This is a genomic window from Tropicibacter sp. Alg240-R139 (assembly GCF_900537075.1).
GTDB lineage: Bacteria > Pseudomonadota > Alphaproteobacteria > Rhodobacterales > Rhodobacteraceae > Falsiruegeria.
Genome location: NZ_UNRA01000002.1, coordinates 242,315 through 257,104, shown reverse-complemented (window position 1 = coordinate 257,104; position 14,790 = coordinate 242,315). Strand labels below are relative to the sequence as shown.

Below are 14,790 nucleotides of genomic sequence, written 5' to 3'. Positions count from 1 at the left end.
CCACCTCCCAATCTGACGTCACTACACCCTAGCCATTTGTGAACCAGAAGCTAACACTACCCCTGATTGATTTGTGAATTGGAGTTTACCCATGCGCCTGACGATGCCCGCGCCAAAAATTAAATTGTACAAAGACGGTTTCGCCGGACACGACAAGCTTGGCCGCGAGAAAACCGGCCACCGTTTGTCTGAATTAGTGGAACGCATCGACGATCCGCTGGTCATCGCCCTTGATGGAGCCTGGGGCAGCGGCAAATCCTTGTTCCTGAAATGCTGGGTCGGCGAGCACCTGAAACGGGACGGCAATTGCCAAACGGTCTAATTCGACGCGTTCGAGCATGATTTTCTCGACGACCCGCTGATTGCACTGACCGGAGCAATTTCTGAGCGTATTCAGCGCGAGCCAGACAGCAAGGCCGCTCAGGCGTGGAAACTGGCAAAGAACGCTGCGCCTTTTCTAGGTAAGGTCGCTGTTAGACTCAGCACCGCTGCTCTCGTTGGTCATGTGATATCGTTGACTGGCGATGAGGACGGGGCATTAAACGACATCAGCGACAATATGGCCGAAGAAGGCGGAGAGCTTTCAAAATCGCTCATCTCCTTCTGGAAAAAGGAAGACGGCAAACGCGCTGCGATGAATGCATTTCGTCAAGCATTGGTCAACCTGACCGAGCCCGACGCCAGCGGCACTCCCTCTCGCAAGCTGGTCATAGTGGTCGACGAACTGGATCGTTGCCGCCCTGACTACGCCCTGTCGCTACTGGAGATCATCAAGCACTTTTTCAATGTAGCCGGCATTCAGTTCATACTGGGTGTTAATTTGGAAGAGTTGAGAAACAGCGTTAGAGCAAGGTATGGAGCAGACGTGAATGCAGCGGACTACCTCGCAAAGTTTGTTTCGGTCCAAATCCCACTGACGACAAGCAAGCAGCGTAGAGCAGAATCCGAATACTCAAAATACTACCTACTTCTCAAATCAAAATTAAATCTTGAAACTAACTCAGCTTTTAACGGTGTGGGTCGATACCTGAACGAAACTGGAATAGCAGTCACGTTGTCGCTACGAGATCTAGAAAAGATTGCAACACAATGCGCTCTTTTGCCGCCGATGGATACAGGTTGGGGTTCCGGCCAATTCCAATCCCTGCTTTTGCCCGGTTTGGTCATTATGCGGGTAAAGAACCCCCAGCTATTGAATCAAATGAGGCAGGGAAAGCTCCTTTTGCACGATGTATTATCGCTTTTTGGTTTAGATCACGAAGTCGAGTCATACCAACGCCCAATAGATCGAAAAGCAATTTTGGCGCTTGCTTGGAGGTATCACCTCGATCCGAAGTTCGATCTAAACCCGATTGAGGATCATTCACTTCCCGAAGGTATGAGGCTCAACAAAAACGACTTTGTCCACGAAGACTTCGAGCAGGTTTCTCGCGCGAACCTATTACCGTCTTTGATTCATTCTTACATTGATGCCGTCACGCCATATGAGTGAGCGCGACTTGGCTTTTTCTTGCACCGTTTGAACTGAGCAAGTCCTAAAAAACCGTCACACAGCGGTGCACGGGTAGTGCACGTATGGTGCACGGGTTGTGCATCGCAGTTTTCGACCGTTTGAGCACCCTCAGAGGCGTCACACTTTCGTGGCGTTCGACCGACCCGCCAGGCATCTGGACGATTGCCCCGCCCCCAACGTTCAGCTATCACACCGCCCAACCTGAATTCCCCACCCCAAAGGACGCACCATGGCTGCCTATCAATATGTCTACCACATGCAGGGGGTCTCCAAGACCTATCCCGGTGGCAAGAAATGCTTTGAAAACATTCACCTGTCCTTCCTTCCGGGCGTTAAAATCGGTGTCGTCGGCGTCAACGGCGCGGGTAAATCGACCCTGATGAAGATCATGGCCGGCCTCGACAAGGACTTCACCGGCGAGGCCTGGTGCGCCGAAGGGGCCAAAGTGGGCTACCTTCCGCAGGAACCCAAGCTCGACGAAACTCTGAATGTACGTGAAAACGTCATGCTGGGCGTCGCCGAGAAGAAGGCAAAAGTCGACCGTTTCAACGCCATCGCAATCGAGATGGCCGAGAACTACACTGACGAGCTTATGGAGGAGATGACCACCCTTCAGGATGCCATCGACGCCGAAAACCTGTGGGATCTGGACGCGCAAATCGACATCTCGATGGAGGCGCTGCGCTGCCCCCCCGATGATGCCCAGATCGCCAACCTCTCAGGCGGTGAAAAACGCCGCGTGGCGCTGTGCAAATTGCTGCTCGAAGCCCCCGAAATGCTGCTGCTGGACGAACCGACCAACCACCTGGACGCCGAAACCATCGCCTGGCTGCAACAGCACCTTATTGATTACAAAGGCACAATTCTGATCGTCACCCACGACCGTTACTTCCTGGATGACATCACCGGGTGGATCTTGGAACTCGACCGCGGCAAAGGCATCCCCTACGAAGGCAACTATTCTGCATGGCTGGAACAGAAGGCCAAACGTCTGGAACAAGAAGCCCGCGAAGACAAATCCAAGCAGCAGACCCTCCAGCGCGAATTGGAATGGATGCGTCAGGGCGCCAAGGCCCGTCAGGCAAAATCCAAGGCCCGGATCAACGCCTACAACGATCTGGCCCAACAGTCCGAGCGCGAGAAGCTGACCCGCGCCCAGATCGTCATCCCCAACGGCCCCCGTCTGGGCGGCAAGGTGATCGAGGTCGACAACATCGCCAAGCACTATGGCGACAAACAGCTGGTCGAGGGCCTGTCCTTTGCCCTGCCCCCCGGCGGCATTGTCGGCGTCATCGGCCCCAACGGAGCAGGTAAATCGACCCTGTTCCGCATGCTGACCGGCCAGGAACAGCCTGACGTCGGGTCTGTGACCTATGGCGATACCGTCAAACTGTCCTACGTCGACCAGTCGCGCGATGACCTGAATGATAAAGAAACCGTCTGGGAATCCATTTCCGGCGGCGCCGAGATCATCGAACTAGGCGACGCGCAGGTGAACTCCCGCGCCTATTGCTCTTCGTTCAACTTCAAAGGCGGCGATCAGCAGAAACCGCTGAACCTGCTGTCAGGCGGAGAACGCAACCGCGTCCACATGGCCCGTTTGTTGAAAGAAGGCGGCAACGTGCTGCTCCTCGATGAACCGACCAACGACCTCGACGTCGAAACCCTCCGCGCGTTGGAAGACGCCCTCGTCGACTTCGCCGGCTGCGCCGTGGTCATCTCGCACGACCGCTTCTTCCTCGACCGGATTTGTACGCACATCCTGGCGTTTGAGGGCGACGCCCACGTGGAATGGTTCGAGGGCAACTTCGAGGACTACGAAGAAGACAAGAAACGCCGTCTGGGGCCGGATTCTTTGGAGCCCAAACGGTTGAAGCACAAGAAGTTTGTGCGGTAAAACTGCCGCTTGAATAATACCTCACAACTGGTAATTTGCACCTGAAGCGTCACGCAAGTTGCGTGACGCATATATTTTACAGTCAGTTGCAAGTGTTGGATACCCTAAAAAAAGACGCATTGAGCTACGCTAAAGCAATTGGGGGAATCGGCGGATTCCTTGCAGTAGTTTTCGTTATCGTCCAATTGATTCAAGGACAGGCATGGGTAAATGATAATGGAACTTGGCTTCTAACACACGGAGCTTACTGGTTTCTATTACTCCTTTTTGCTTGGCTAGTGTTGAGCTAGCATCCGAAAGACTATTTGGCATCTCCCAAGGTTCGTATCGTTCGAGACGATGGGATAATTATTGTCGAGAACAGTCCGTGGCTTGGAATAGGCGTAGGAACTGCAATTTACATCCTTGAAAATGATTTCGAAAAACTAGTGTGCGGAGCGGAAGTCATTAACATACAGTCAAATCAACTAGTGCAACTCAAAACCGCGCCCATTGATGAGCAAGAAACCGACTACCTTGCTTTGCTGAAATCTGAGAAAGATCAAATTCTCGTAAAACCTGGACTATTCCGATGACCGACAATGTTTATGAAGATCTCCCCAGAGTAGTGCAAATCATTGACGAGTATAACCTTGTGTTAAACAAAGGTGGGTCTTCCGGCATTCAGAGTGGCGATCGTTTTTTGGTGTTTAGAGTCGGCGAGAATATCATTGATCCGAAAACAGGCGAAGATCTTGGCGCTCTCGAAACTGTTGTTGGCAAAGTACGTGTTTCACACTTGCAAGAACTTATTTCTACAGTCTCTAGCGATCAGCGTGACAACTCTCCCGGCCGCAAGGTCATTACTCGCAGAACAGGGGGCATTGCCGTATTGGGCGCTACCGTGGAGGAAGTTGAAGAAAACCCCAAGGATGAGTGGATGCCGTTGCGCGCAGAGATTGGAGACCTCGCCAAGCCAATTTAGCGAAAATGCGCCGAACCTACGGGTTTGCCCCAGTTTGAACACAATTCTAGATAACCTATGATTGTACCATAAGGTGAATCGTGCACACTTAATTTAGCGCGTGTGCGGGTATACGCAGCAGGAGGTTAGCGTTGTGGCTTGGGTTGGATTGATCGCGGGACTGTTTGGTGGGCTGTTGGCCGCTGTCCTGGGGTATACCGTCTTTGCCCTGCCTCTGTGGCTGTCACTGGCGCTTTATCCGCTGATCGGATCACTCTCGCTATTCGCTACCATCGGCGTGCTGTTGCTGCGCGGACGCTCTGACCCGCCCATGCCCCCGGCTGTTCTGGCCGCCGAGATGGAAACGGCCTAAGACTTCAACGCCCCCTAATCCATCCTTCGATCTGACCGGCTCGCATCGCGCCCGCTTGGCGTTTGCTCTCCTTGCCGCGTTCAAAGGCCACCATCGTCGGGATGCCCTTAATCCGATAGCGCCCGCCGGTCGATTGGTGCTTTTGCGTGTTCACCTTGACCAGCCGCGCCTTGCCGCTGAGCTTCTTCGCGGCCTTGGAATACTCAGGCGCCATCATCTTGCACGGCCCGCACCACGGGGCCCAAAAATCCACCACCAGCGGCAGGTCGTCGTTCTTGCTGGCCTTTTCCAGAATCGCGGGCGAGACCTCAACCGCATCTGCGGGCACCAACGCCTTGCTGCATTTTCCGCATTTCGCCCCCGCCCCAATTTTCGATTCGGGCACGCGGTTCAATTGCCCGCAATTCAGGCAGGTCAGTGTCTTGTCGCCCACGCTTCAGCCCTCGACCGGACGTGGCTGTCCATTTTCGTCGATGGCGACAAAAGTGAACACAGCCTCGGTCACCTTCTCACGGTCTCCGTAACGGTCGCGCAGCACCCAAGCCGCGATTTCTATCGCCAGCGAGGTGCGCCCGACTCGCGCAAGATGGCAATAGATGCACAGCACGTCGCCCACGTGAACCGGGCGGATAAACTTCATCGCGTCGACCGCAACAGTCGCCACCCGGCCACGCGCCTTGTCGCCGGCCATGATCCCGGCTGCGATGTCCATCTGGCTGAGCACCCAACCGCCAAAGATGTCCCCGTTTACGTTCACATCTTTGGGCATGGCAAGGGTGCGTAGTGTCAGTTCGCCTGTTGGCTCGGCCTGGTCGGTCATATCCTATTCCTTCTGCGCTGCGGCGCGTCCAGTAGACCGGGAAACCGACACAACTGCAACGCAGATCACGAAACCGTCACGCGGGTTTCGCAACCCTGATTAGCCGCCTAGATCAGGATCATGACATACGCCAGACAGATGATCCCACCCCTTGTCCTTTTGCTGTTGCTTGCAACCTTGGCCATGGCCCTGAGTCTGCCAAAGAACCTGGGCGCGCACCCCTGGTGGGCGAACAAGGTGATCTGGATCGGTTTGCCCCTCGGGTGGGGTCTTTACGCCATCGGCGCAGCGTTCATGCCCTTTGCCCTTGTCAGATCGGTTGCGTTCGCGGCCCTCACCGCGACAAGCTATGCCATTGCCACAATTGGAAAAACACGGTTCGCTGCTTCTTATGCCGAGGACGCTCTGGCCGGGCAAATGTGGTACTTTGGCTGGATCGCAACCTGCGCCTTTGCTGCCGCAACCCTGATATCACTTTTCCGACATTGGCAGCAAAACCGTTGACCTACCCAGTCAGACCTTCAAAATTGGAAGTATATGGATTTTGAATGAGGTCGGTCATGTTTTCACGACGCAGCTTTCTTGCCGCAACTGCCGCAGCAGGCACCTTGCCTCAGGTTACCTGGTCCCAGAGTTCCGCGGTTTTTGACCCCACACCGCAAGAAGTTCGGATCAAAAAAGGCTATGAACCCGGTCGACTGCTGATCCTGCCGCGCTCGTTCTACCTGTATTTTGTGACCGATGAGCGAAAAGCGATCCGCTATGGTTGTGGCGTTGGCAAAGCCGGACTGGAGTTCACTGGAACTGCCACGATCGACGTCAAAAAAGAGTGGCCGACCTGGCGCCCTACGCAAGAAATGATCGAACGCTCGCCCCAAACTTATGCCAAATTTGCCAACAACAAATATGTGCAACCAGGCGGTCCGAGCAACCCTTTGGGCGCGCGTGCGCTCTATCTGTTTCAGAACGGGGTCGACACCTACTTCCGGATTCACGGCACCACTCAACCCGAAACGATCGGTCTGGCAGCGTCGAATGGGTGCATCCGAATGCTGAACGAACATGTTATGGATTTGTACCAACGAGTACCCATTGGGACCATGGTTACAGTGCTTTAAGGTCGACTACAGAGGGAAAATAAACCCCTATCTATGGGCCTGAAGTTGCTTACCTGCGCTTTTTGCTTGGTTTTCACTTGAAATTGAACCCTATCCGTACCATGTCTTGGCCGCGACGTTACGCTATCGACACTACTGCTCCTCTTCCGGCTCAGTCTTCGATCTTGCACTGACCTAGCCGACCTGCCGCATTCCGTGGGCAGTTATTTAAAGGAGAAACGACGATGGCAAATGGCACCGTCAAATGGTTCAACACAACTAAAGGCTTCGGCTTTATTGCGCCTGAGGGCGGCGGACGCGACGTGTTCGTACACATCTCGGCTGTCGAGCGCGCTGGCCTGACCGGCCTGGCCGACAACCAGAAAGTCACTTTCGACATCGAGCCCGGCCGCGATGGCCGCGAAGCAGCTGTGAACATCGCAGTTGTCTAAGCTCTGACATCGAAGGGCGGGTCAGTCTGTGACCCGCCCTTTTTCTATGGGCTTGACCAGTTCACATCTTTTGCCTCGCGGATGTCCAGAAGGCCATTTGGCAATGGACGCATCAGATCGCGGGCGACGCCCTCTTCTCCAGTTAACCAAGTTTGCACATCATCTTCCTTCAGGATGACACCCATCCGGTGGTGGATGGGTTCGACATCGGCGTTCGGTTCACAGGTAACAGCTGCAGCTTGCGGAACCTGCAACCCACCCGGAGCAATCCAGACGTCTGTGATGGCAGCAAAAAATAGCGGCCGCCCATCTCTGGCAGAAAGGCGCCAAGTGGTTTTGCGTCGTTTCTCGCCTGTCCATTCATACCACCCATCCACCGGGATGATGGCCCGGCCAACCCCGTCAAACGCCGACTTGTCGAACACCGTCTCCGAGCGGGCGTTGATGATGGTCTCCATCACTGGACGTCCCCTTGCATTGACCCGACCGACAGGGATCATACCCCATCGCATTTGGGTCAATCCCAGGGGGGTCAGTACCACGATGTCTTGACCCGGCTGGATGTTTTGGCGCGGCGGTTCATCGGTCAGGTCGCCGACCGGAACGCACAACTGCTCAGCCACCTCTGTCATCGGCGTGGTCAGAAAAAAACGCCCCGGCATTTGAATTTCCTTCGCTTCCTCAATCAGCCTAAAGGACCGGTTGGCCAGAAGACAAATCACTTCGCAGCATCGACCAGGTCCAAAACTTGCGGCCCCAACGCTTCTACGATCAGAGTCACACCCTCGGGATTCGGGTGAATGCCGTCGGCCTGCATCCATTGCTGTACAGCGGACGGATCATCGTTCACTGGGAAGCCTTGAAAGAAGCTCTCGGCCAGAAGCACCCCGAACTCATCGGCCAACTCAACATACGCGTTGTCGAAGTCCGCTTTGTACTCGGGACCATAATTGCCCGGCGCTTGCATGCCGACCAGCAGAACCTGAACATCTGCATCGCGCGCAGCCGTCAGGATCGTCGTCAGGTTCTGACGCACTGCAGCCGGGTCGATCCCGCGCAGCATGTCGTTGCCGCCAAGCGTCACGATCATCGCGTCGACGTTTGGTGTTAATGTCCAAGCCACCCGAGCGGCGCCACCGGCGGTTGTATCGCCTGAAACACCCGCGTTGATCAATTTCACCTCGACGCCCTGTTCATCCAGCCAGCCTTGCAGCTGTGGCACGAACCCCTGTCCCTGCGGCAGGCCATATCCTTGGGTCAGGCTGTCGCCCAAAGCGGCGACCACCAGCGGATCCGCCGTTGCCGGAAAACCGCACAAGACAAAAAGCCCAGCAAACAGAACCTTGCGCATTTCGCAGTACACTCCATATCCCAATGAACAAACGACAACAGGACGGCCCACATGACACAGCCCATTCTCTCCCTCCAAAATGCGTGTTTGTCACTGGATGGCAATGCCGGACGGGTGGATATTCTACACGGCATCTCATTGGAGGTCGCTAAGGGCGAGACTGTGGGAATGATCGGGCCGTCCGGTTCAGGCAAATCTTCGCTATTGATGCTGATCGGCGGGTTGGAGCACGCAACCGGCGGCACGATAACCGCCCTCGGGCAAAACCTGACAGACATGTCCGAGGATCAACTCGCCACATTTCGCCGGGCGCACATGGGAGTGGTGTTTCAAAATTTTCACCTGATCCCCACGATGACTGCCTTGGAAAACGTCGCGACGCCGCTGGAGCTGGCAGGGCATCGCGACGCATTTGACCGCGCCGAAGCAGAACTCGAAGCCGTGGGGCTAGCTCACCGTAGCCATCACTATCCAACCCAGATGTCTGGCGGTGAACAACAACGGGTCGCCCTGGCCCGAGCCATTGCACCACGCCCTGACATCCTGTTGGCCGATGAACCCACCGGCAACTTGGACGGCACCAACGGAAATGCCATCATGGACCTACTCTTTGACTTGCGTGACCGTCATGGAGCGACGCTAGTTCTAGTCACACACTCCCGCGCACTGGCGGCGCGCTGTGACCGGGTGATTCGCTTGCGCGACGGGCGAATTGATCGGAACGCTGTGCAAGAGGCCGCGGAATGAGCCTGCGCCTAGCTTCCCGCTTTGCGGCCCGAGAGTTGCGCGGCGGCCTGCACGGCTTTCGCATCTTCCTTGCGTGTCTTGCCCTTGGTGTCGCTGCCATCGCTGCGGTCGGTTCGATCCGTGCCGGTATCACCGAGGGACTAACACGCGAAGGATCCGCCATTCTGGGCGGCGACGCGCAGATGGAGTTCACATATCGGTTTGCCTCTGACCTGGAACGCGCCTGGATGGCCGAGAATGCAACTCAGGTTTCCGAGGTGACCGATTTTCGCTCTATGGCCGTGGTTGACAATGACGGTGTTACCGAACGCGGTCTGACACAGGTGAAATCGGTCGATGAGCTATACCCGCTGGTGGGCACGGTGGAGTTGAACCCAGACATGCCGCTGCCCACCGCCTTGGATGGAACCGGCGGTTTGCCGGGTGCCGTGATGGACCGCGTTTTGATGGACCGTCTGGGTTTGACACCAGGGGAAACCTTTCGACTGGGCACACAAGACTTTGTTCTGATGGCAGAGCTCACACGCGAACCAGATGCCGCCGCAGATGGTTTTGGTCTGGGCCCTCGAACCTTGTTGTACACGACAGACCTGCAGGACTCCGGGTTGCTCGTACCCGGATCGCTTTATTCGACCAAGTATCGCATGGACCTGCCGCCACAGGCAGACCTGCCGATCTTATCCGAACAGGCCAAAGATGCGTTCACTACATCGGGCATGCGCTGGACCGATTCCCGCAATGGTGCGCCAGGCGTAGCTGAATTCGTAAACCGTTTGGGTGCGTTTCTAATTTTGGTGGGCTTGGCTGGCCTGGCCGTTGGCGGCGTCGGCGTGTCTGCCGCTGTACGGTCATATCTAGCAGGGAAAACCAGCACCATTGCCACTTTCCGCACACTCGGAGCAGACCGGGCCACTATCTTCCAAACCTACTTCCTGCAAATCGGCGCCCTGTCGATCCTGGGCATAGCCCTGGGCTTGTTGTTGGGCGGCCTTGTGCCTGTCCTGCTGGCCCCAATTATCGAGGCCCGCTTGCCAATTCCGGCGGCCTTTTCAATCTACCCCGGCCCGCTAGCCGAAGCTGCGCTTTATGGCTTGCTCACTGCGTTTGTGTTCACCCTCTGGCCTCTGTCGCGCACGGCCGAGATAGGCCCCGCTGCGCTCTACCGCGACGCGCTCAGCCGCGCCCGGCTGCTACCGCGCTTTGGGTATCTTCTTGCGACTTTGAGCGGTTTGGCGTTGCTGATCGGTTTGGCGGCCTGGTTCAGCGGTTCGGCTGAATTGACGCTTTGGACCACAGGTGGCTTGATTGGCACGTTGCTGCTGCTTTCGCTTTCGGCAATCGGCTTGCGCAAGCTGGCGCGACTTGGGTCGCGTCCGGCACGCGGCAAACCCGCGCTCCGATGGGCATTCGCAGCCATCTCGGACCCGCGCGAAGGGGCAGCTTCGGTGGTTCTTTCGCTCGGTCTGGGGCTGTCGGTACTGGCCGCCGTCGGGCAAATCGACGGCAACCTGCGAAATGCCATTTCCGGCAACCTGCCCGACATCGCGCCCTCGTATTTCTTTGTCGACATCCAGAAGGATCAGATGCCGGGCTACATGGAACGGCTGGAAAACGATCCCGCTGTCAGCAAGATCGAAAGCGCCCCGATGTTGCGTGGCGTGATCACCCAGATCAACGGGGAATCCGCCATCGAAGTGGCCGGCGATCACTGGGTGATCGAAGGCGACCGGGGCATTACCTATGCCGCCGATATGCCCGACAACACCCGCCTGCTCGAAGGTGAGTGGTGGCCCAAGGACTACACTGGCCCGCCACAAATCAGCTTTGCCGCCGAGGAGGGCGAAGAACTGGGCCTCTCGCTTGGCGACACGCTGACCGTAAACATCCTTGGTCGGGACATTGATGCGACCATCACATCATTCCGCGAGGTTGATTTCTCGACTGCCGGGATCGGATTTGTGATGACGATGAACCCGTCTGCCGTCGCGGGTGCCCCGCACAGTTTCATCTCGACCGTTTATGCCGAAGAAGAGGCTGAAACCCAGATCCTGCGCGATCTGGCCGAGGACTATCCCAACATCACTGCAATCCGTGTGAAAGACGCCATCGACCGTGTGTCGGATGTTCTGGCCGGTTTGGCAGCAGCCACATCATACGGCGCAGGCGCTTCGCTGTTGACCGGCTTTTTGGTCCTGATCGGAGCCGCCGCTGCGGGTGAGGCCGCGCGCACCTACGAGGCATCGATCCTGAAAACCTTGGGCGCAACACGCGCGCGGGTGTTGTCCAGCTTTGCGCTACGCTCGGCATTCTTGGGCGCGGCTGCTGGCTGCATAGCGCTTTTGGCAGGTGTGTTGGGCGGATGGGCCGTCAGTAACTATGTGCTGGAAACCGACTTTACTGTGATTTGGCCCTCGGCGGTAGCCATCGTCTCAGGCGGGGTGTTTGCGACCCTGCTTGCAGGGCTCGCCTTTGCCTGGCGTCCTCTGTCCGTCAGCCCGGCGCAGAATTTGCGGGCGCGCGAATGATCAGCGCCCGCAGGTGATCGGTTGTAGTATCTTCAACAGGTCGGTGTTGTCACACACCAGAGCTTCCAGCGTGATCTCATCCAGCGAGGCATAGAACGCCTGCGCTGCGTCACTCAGCGCCACGCGCAATCGACAGGCGTCTGTCAGGGGGCAAGTGTTGTCGACATCCGCAAAACATTCGGCAATAGGCAGATTTCCTTCAATATGGCGAAACACGTCGCCGATTTGGATCTGATCGGCACTGCGCGCCAAACTCATACCGCCGTTGCGACCGCGCTGTGTGCTCAGGAAATTCAGCTGGCTCAATTGGTTGATGACCTGTGCCAGATGGTTTTCCGAGATGTTGCAAACCTCGGCGATCTCGGATTTTGTCACCAGCCGGTCGGTATGCGCGGCACAATACATCAACAACCGCACAGCAATGTTGGTTCTCTTGGTGATACGCATGGCAACGCCTCCTCGGTCTCTAGCTGCGCCATCTATTGCACATCCCGCAAAAAAGCGGTTTGACATACATCAATGGAGCAACCGAGCGGCAGAATGACGATGACCTCCCCCTATTTCTTTGGCTACGGCAGCCTAGTGAACCGCGCCACGCACGACTACTTGAACCCGCAACCAGCCCGCTTGCGTGGGTGGCGGCGCGCTTGGCGGCACACCGACCTGCGTCCCGTGGCCTTTCTGACCGCCGTTCCGTGCGAGGCGTCCGAGATCGACGGGTTGATCGCCCATGTCCCCAACAACGATTGGGCCGCCTTGGATGAACGCGAATGGGCCTATGATCGCCATTCATCGACCCAGTCCATCAGCCACAATCTACCCCACCCGGCCGAGATCGCCGTCTATGCCGTCCCAGTGGCGCGACAATCACCACCTGACACCCGGCACCCGATCCTTCTGAGCTACCTGGACGTAGTTGTTCAGGGCTATCACCAGATGTTCGGGCTTAAAGGTGTCACCGATTTCTTTGCCACCACCGACGGTTGGGATGCTCCGATTCTGGATGACCGCGCAGCGCCCCGTTACCCACGCCACCAAACACTCACCCCGGAGGAGACCGCTCTGGTGGAGAGCCACCTCGCAGACCTAAACGTCAAGCCCATCCAACCAGCATAAGAAAAGGGCAGCCCTGGATCAAAGCCGCCCTCGTTTCTTTTTGTTCCAAATACGGCTCCGCCAGAAGCACGCGCCTGAACGGCACGACTTACCCGCGCGCCTTGATCACCTGCAACAGCGGCAGCAGAACCGCCATTTCCGGGCCCCGTTCCTGACCGGTCAGCGCCTTGCGCAGCGGCATGAACAGGCCCTTGCCCTTGCGACCGGTGGCCTCTTTCACGGCCTTGGTCCAGCTGCCCCAGGTGTCGCCATCTACGTCGTCAGGCAACAGCGCCATGGCCTCGGCAATGAATTCGCGGTCTTCGTCATCGATCAGCGGCTCGGCCCCGTCGCGGCAAAGCTGCCACCAAGCACCCAGATCCTTGAGCGTGGAGATGTTGCCACGCGCCATCAACCAGAACGCTTCGGCCAATTCACCCGGAACACCAACACCTGAAACCTGATCAGCAACCGCGCTTAGCGGCAGCGTCTGCAGGTAATGCGCGGTCAGCGGGTACAGGTCCTGCTCGTCGAACTTGGTTGGTGCAGCACCAAAGCGATTTATGTCGAACCCGTCGATCAGCTGTGCCATATCCGAACGCAGCTCGACCGGGTCGGACGAGCCCAAACGTGCCATCAGCGACAGCAATGCCATCGGCTGCACGCCCGCCTCGCGCAGATCACGCAAGGCCAAAGTGCCCAGTCGTTTCGACAGCGCCTCGCCCTGCGGGCCGGTCAGCAACGAATGGTGTGCAAAACGCGGGCAATCGCCACCAAGGGCCTTGATGATCTGGATCTGTGTCGCAGTGTTGGTCACGTGATCCGACCCACGCACCACATCCGTCACGCCCATTTCAGTGTCATCCACGACCGACGCCAAGGTATAGAGCAGCTGCCCATCACCACGGATCAGAACCGGGTCCGACACGCTGGAGGCATCAATCGAGATGTCGCCAAGAATGCCATCGGTCCAATCGATCCGTTCGTGATCCAGCTTAAACCGCCAGACGCCATTGCCACGCTCGGCGCGCAGGGCGTCTTTTTCGGCATCTGACAGGTTCAGCGCAGCACGGTCATAGACTGGCGGTTTGCCCATGTTGAGTTGTTTCTTGCGCTTCAGGTCTAGCTCGACCGGCGTCTCGAATGCCTCATAAAACCGACCCATCTCGCGCAGTTTGTCGGCGGCTGCGTTGTACTGCTCCAACCGCTCGGACTGCCGTTCGACCCGATCCCACTGCAGACCCAGCCATTCCAAATCCTGCTTGATGCCGTCGACGTATTCCTCTTTCGAGCGCTCCGGGTCGGTGTCGTCGATGCGCAAGATGAACGTGCCGCCTGCTTTGCGGGCGATCAGATAGTTCATCAGCGCAGTGCGCAGGTTGCCCACGTGAATGTAACCGGTGGGCGACGGGGCGAAACGGGTGGTGGTCATCAGCATCTCCTGTTGCCGCGTCAATTGTCACAGGCGTGCCGTTTTGTCCAGTAGAGGGCAAGGAGTGCTGCAAGGTCAGGTTGGTTCAACCGGCCAGTGGTTACCAAGATCACGCAACCCGGCACGGATTAGCTCTGCCAACACTTCCAGATCAATATCCGCCAGCTTGTTCACATACAGGCAGGATTTGCCGATCTTGTGTTTACCCAGGCGCGCCAGAATATCATCAAAATCCGCATAACCCGGCATGATGTAGATCGACAGGGCCAATTTGCGCGGCGCAAAGCCAGTGGCAAGAAAATCCCCCTCGCGGCCCGTTTTGTAGCGATAGTGATACCGCCCATACCCCACGATGGCCTCGCCCCACATCACCGGCTGAAACCCCGTGACTTCACGAAACAGCTGGTCCAATCGCACAGCGTCTGCGGCTTTGGATGCGGGCATCACCCTGGCAAGATATGCTGCAACGTCTGCGTCGGTGGGTTGGGTCTTGTTGGCGCTCATGTCACCACTTTAGGCGCCATCCCGACACCAAGCCAGAAAAA

At 57.0% G+C, this 14,790-nt stretch carries 16 protein-coding genes and 1 pseudogene; 10 read left to right on the top strand and 7 right to left on the bottom strand.

All coding sequences use genetic code 11. The annotated features are described in order from the left end of the window. Window positions 1–91: 91 nt before the first annotated feature. The 4 genes and pseudogenes from G6R15_RS08925 (at window position 92) to G6R15_RS08910 (ending at window position 4,726) form a co-directional block, all read left to right on the top strand. Window positions 92–1,492, top strand: a pseudogene (locus tag G6R15_RS08925) (P-loop NTPase fold protein). A gap of 250 nt (window positions 1,493–1,742) precedes the next feature. Continuing rightward, window positions 1,743–3,410 (top strand): energy-dependent translational throttle protein EttA, encoded by a 1,668-nt coding sequence (gene ettA, locus G6R15_RS08920; protein WP_164659519.1) that lies wholly within the window; start codon window positions 1,743–1,745, stop codon window positions 3,408–3,410. Between the two features lie 571 nt (window positions 3,411–3,981). Further along, window positions 3,982–4,374: a hypothetical protein gene (locus G6R15_RS08915; protein WP_164659518.1), complete on the top strand. Its 393-nt coding sequence runs from the start codon at window positions 3,982–3,984 to the stop codon at window positions 4,372–4,374. Between the two features lie 133 nt (window positions 4,375–4,507). Then, window positions 4,508–4,726 (top strand): hypothetical protein, encoded by a 219-nt coding sequence (locus tag G6R15_RS08910; RefSeq protein ID WP_164659517.1) that lies wholly within the window; start codon window positions 4,508–4,510, stop codon window positions 4,724–4,726. 4 nt (window positions 4,727–4,730) lie between these two features. Here G6R15_RS08910 and trxC read toward each other — a convergent pair whose 3' ends face one another. Both trxC and G6R15_RS08900 read right to left on the bottom strand, forming a co-directional pair. Further along, window positions 4,731–5,159, bottom strand: a complete 429-nt coding sequence (gene trxC, locus G6R15_RS08905; RefSeq protein ID WP_164659516.1) for a thioredoxin TrxC — start codon at window positions 5,157–5,159, stop codon at window positions 4,731–4,733. A gap of 3 nt (window positions 5,160–5,162) precedes the next feature. Then, window positions 5,163–5,546 (bottom strand): acyl-CoA thioesterase, encoded by a 384-nt coding sequence (locus tag G6R15_RS08900; protein ID WP_164659515.1) that lies wholly within the window; start codon window positions 5,544–5,546, stop codon window positions 5,163–5,165. Window positions 5,547–5,666: 120 nt separating this feature from the next. Between G6R15_RS08900 and G6R15_RS08895 the strand changes: the two genes are divergently transcribed. The 3 genes from G6R15_RS08895 (at window position 5,667) to G6R15_RS08885 (ending at window position 7,095) form a co-directional block, all read left to right on the top strand. Continuing rightward, entirely contained in the window at window positions 5,667–6,050 is a 384-nt protein-coding gene (locus G6R15_RS08895) for a hypothetical protein (protein ID WP_164659514.1), read from the top strand. Window positions 6,051–6,106: 56 nt separating this feature from the next. Next, window positions 6,107–6,664, top strand: coding sequence for a L,D-transpeptidase (locus G6R15_RS08890; protein WP_164659513.1), 558 nt, complete (start codon window positions 6,107–6,109; stop codon window positions 6,662–6,664). Window positions 6,665–6,888: 224 nt separating this feature from the next. Next, window positions 6,889–7,095 carry a cold-shock protein gene (locus G6R15_RS08885; protein WP_164659512.1) on the top strand — a complete coding sequence of 69 codons (207 nt, stop codon included), beginning with the start codon at window positions 6,889–6,891 and terminating at the stop codon, window positions 7,093–7,095. Window positions 7,096–7,139: 44 nt separating this feature from the next. Here the strand turns inward: G6R15_RS08885 and G6R15_RS08880 are convergent, their stop codons facing one another. Further along, the gene (locus G6R15_RS08880) at window positions 7,140–7,757 is read right to left on the bottom strand and encodes an SOS response-associated peptidase (protein ID WP_164659511.1); all 618 of its coding nucleotides are present in this window, start codon (window positions 7,755–7,757) and stop codon (window positions 7,140–7,142) included. A gap of 56 nt (window positions 7,758–7,813) precedes the next feature. After that, window positions 7,814–8,446: an arylesterase gene (locus G6R15_RS08875; protein ID WP_164659510.1), complete on the bottom strand. Its 633-nt coding sequence runs from the start codon at window positions 8,444–8,446 to the stop codon at window positions 7,814–7,816. Window positions 8,447–8,497: 51 nt separating this feature from the next. On the opposite strand from G6R15_RS08875, the gene G6R15_RS08870 reads away from it, so the two are divergent. Beyond that, window positions 8,498–9,193: an ABC transporter ATP-binding protein gene (locus G6R15_RS08870; RefSeq protein ID WP_164659509.1), complete on the top strand. Its 696-nt coding sequence runs from the start codon at window positions 8,498–8,500 to the stop codon at window positions 9,191–9,193. Then, the gene (locus G6R15_RS08865; protein ID WP_164659508.1) at window positions 9,190–11,718 is read left to right on the top strand and encodes an ABC transporter permease; all 2,529 of its coding nucleotides are present in this window, start codon (window positions 9,190–9,192) and stop codon (window positions 11,716–11,718) included. Before G6R15_RS08870 ends, G6R15_RS08865 begins: the two co-directional genes overlap by 4 nt. Here the strand turns inward: G6R15_RS08865 and G6R15_RS08860 are convergent, their stop codons facing one another. Next, entirely contained in the window at window positions 11,719–12,165 is a 447-nt protein-coding gene (locus G6R15_RS08860) for an Rrf2 family transcriptional regulator (protein ID WP_164659507.1), read from the bottom strand. A gap of 99 nt (window positions 12,166–12,264) precedes the next feature. Between G6R15_RS08860 and G6R15_RS08855 the strand changes: the two genes are divergently transcribed. Beyond that, window positions 12,265–12,834: a gamma-glutamylcyclotransferase family protein gene (locus tag G6R15_RS08855; RefSeq protein WP_164660251.1), complete on the top strand. Its 570-nt coding sequence runs from the start codon at window positions 12,265–12,267 to the stop codon at window positions 12,832–12,834. An 88-nt stretch (window positions 12,835–12,922) separates the two neighbouring features. Here the strand turns inward: G6R15_RS08855 and gltX are convergent, their stop codons facing one another. Beyond that, window positions 12,923–14,245, bottom strand: coding sequence for a glutamate--tRNA ligase (gene gltX / locus G6R15_RS08850; protein WP_164659506.1), 1,323 nt, complete (start codon window positions 14,243–14,245; stop codon window positions 12,923–12,925). A gap of 75 nt (window positions 14,246–14,320) precedes the next feature. Then, window positions 14,321–14,749: a DUF1801 domain-containing protein gene (locus G6R15_RS08845; RefSeq protein WP_164659505.1), complete on the bottom strand. Its 429-nt coding sequence runs from the start codon at window positions 14,747–14,749 to the stop codon at window positions 14,321–14,323. Between the last annotated feature and the right edge of the window lie 41 nt (window positions 14,750–14,790).

Bases quoted from the DNA above. Each gene is read 5' to 3' on its own strand.
- ettA (WP_164659519.1), top strand. From the start codon at position 1,743: ATGGCTGCCTATCAATATGTCTACCACATGCAGGGGGTCTCCAAGACC.
- G6R15_RS08915 (WP_164659518.1), top strand. From the start codon at position 3,982: ATGACCGACAATGTTTATGAAGATCTCCCCAGAGTAGTGCAAATCATT.
- G6R15_RS08900 (WP_164659515.1), bottom strand. From the start codon at position 5,546: ATGACCGACCAGGCCGAGCCAACAGGCGAACTGACACTACGCACCCTT.
- G6R15_RS08895 (WP_164659514.1), top strand. From the start codon at position 5,667: ATGACATACGCCAGACAGATGATCCCACCCCTTGTCCTTTTGCTGTTG.
- G6R15_RS08890 (WP_164659513.1), top strand. From the start codon at position 6,107: ATGTTTTCACGACGCAGCTTTCTTGCCGCAACTGCCGCAGCAGGCACC.
- G6R15_RS08885 (WP_164659512.1), top strand. From the start codon at position 6,889: ATGGCAAATGGCACCGTCAAATGGTTCAACACAACTAAAGGCTTCGGC.
- G6R15_RS08880 (WP_164659511.1), bottom strand. From the start codon at position 7,757: ATGCCGGGGCGTTTTTTTCTGACCACGCCGATGACAGAGGTGGCTGAG.
- G6R15_RS08875 (WP_164659510.1), bottom strand. From the start codon at position 8,446: ATGCGCAAGGTTCTGTTTGCTGGGCTTTTTGTCTTGTGCGGTTTTCCG.
- G6R15_RS08870 (WP_164659509.1), top strand. From the start codon at position 8,498: ATGACACAGCCCATTCTCTCCCTCCAAAATGCGTGTTTGTCACTGGAT.
- G6R15_RS08865 (WP_164659508.1), top strand. From the start codon at position 9,190: ATGAGCCTGCGCCTAGCTTCCCGCTTTGCGGCCCGAGAGTTGCGCGGC.
- G6R15_RS08860 (WP_164659507.1), bottom strand. From the start codon at position 12,165: ATGCGTATCACCAAGAGAACCAACATTGCTGTGCGGTTGTTGATGTAT.
- G6R15_RS08855 (WP_164660251.1), top strand. From the start codon at position 12,265: ATGACCTCCCCCTATTTCTTTGGCTACGGCAGCCTAGTGAACCGCGCC.
- gltX (WP_164659506.1), bottom strand. From the start codon at position 14,245: ATGACCACCACCCGTTTCGCCCCGTCGCCCACCGGTTACATTCACGTG.
- G6R15_RS08845 (WP_164659505.1), bottom strand. From the start codon at position 14,749: ATGAGCGCCAACAAGACCCAACCCACCGACGCAGACGTTGCAGCATAT.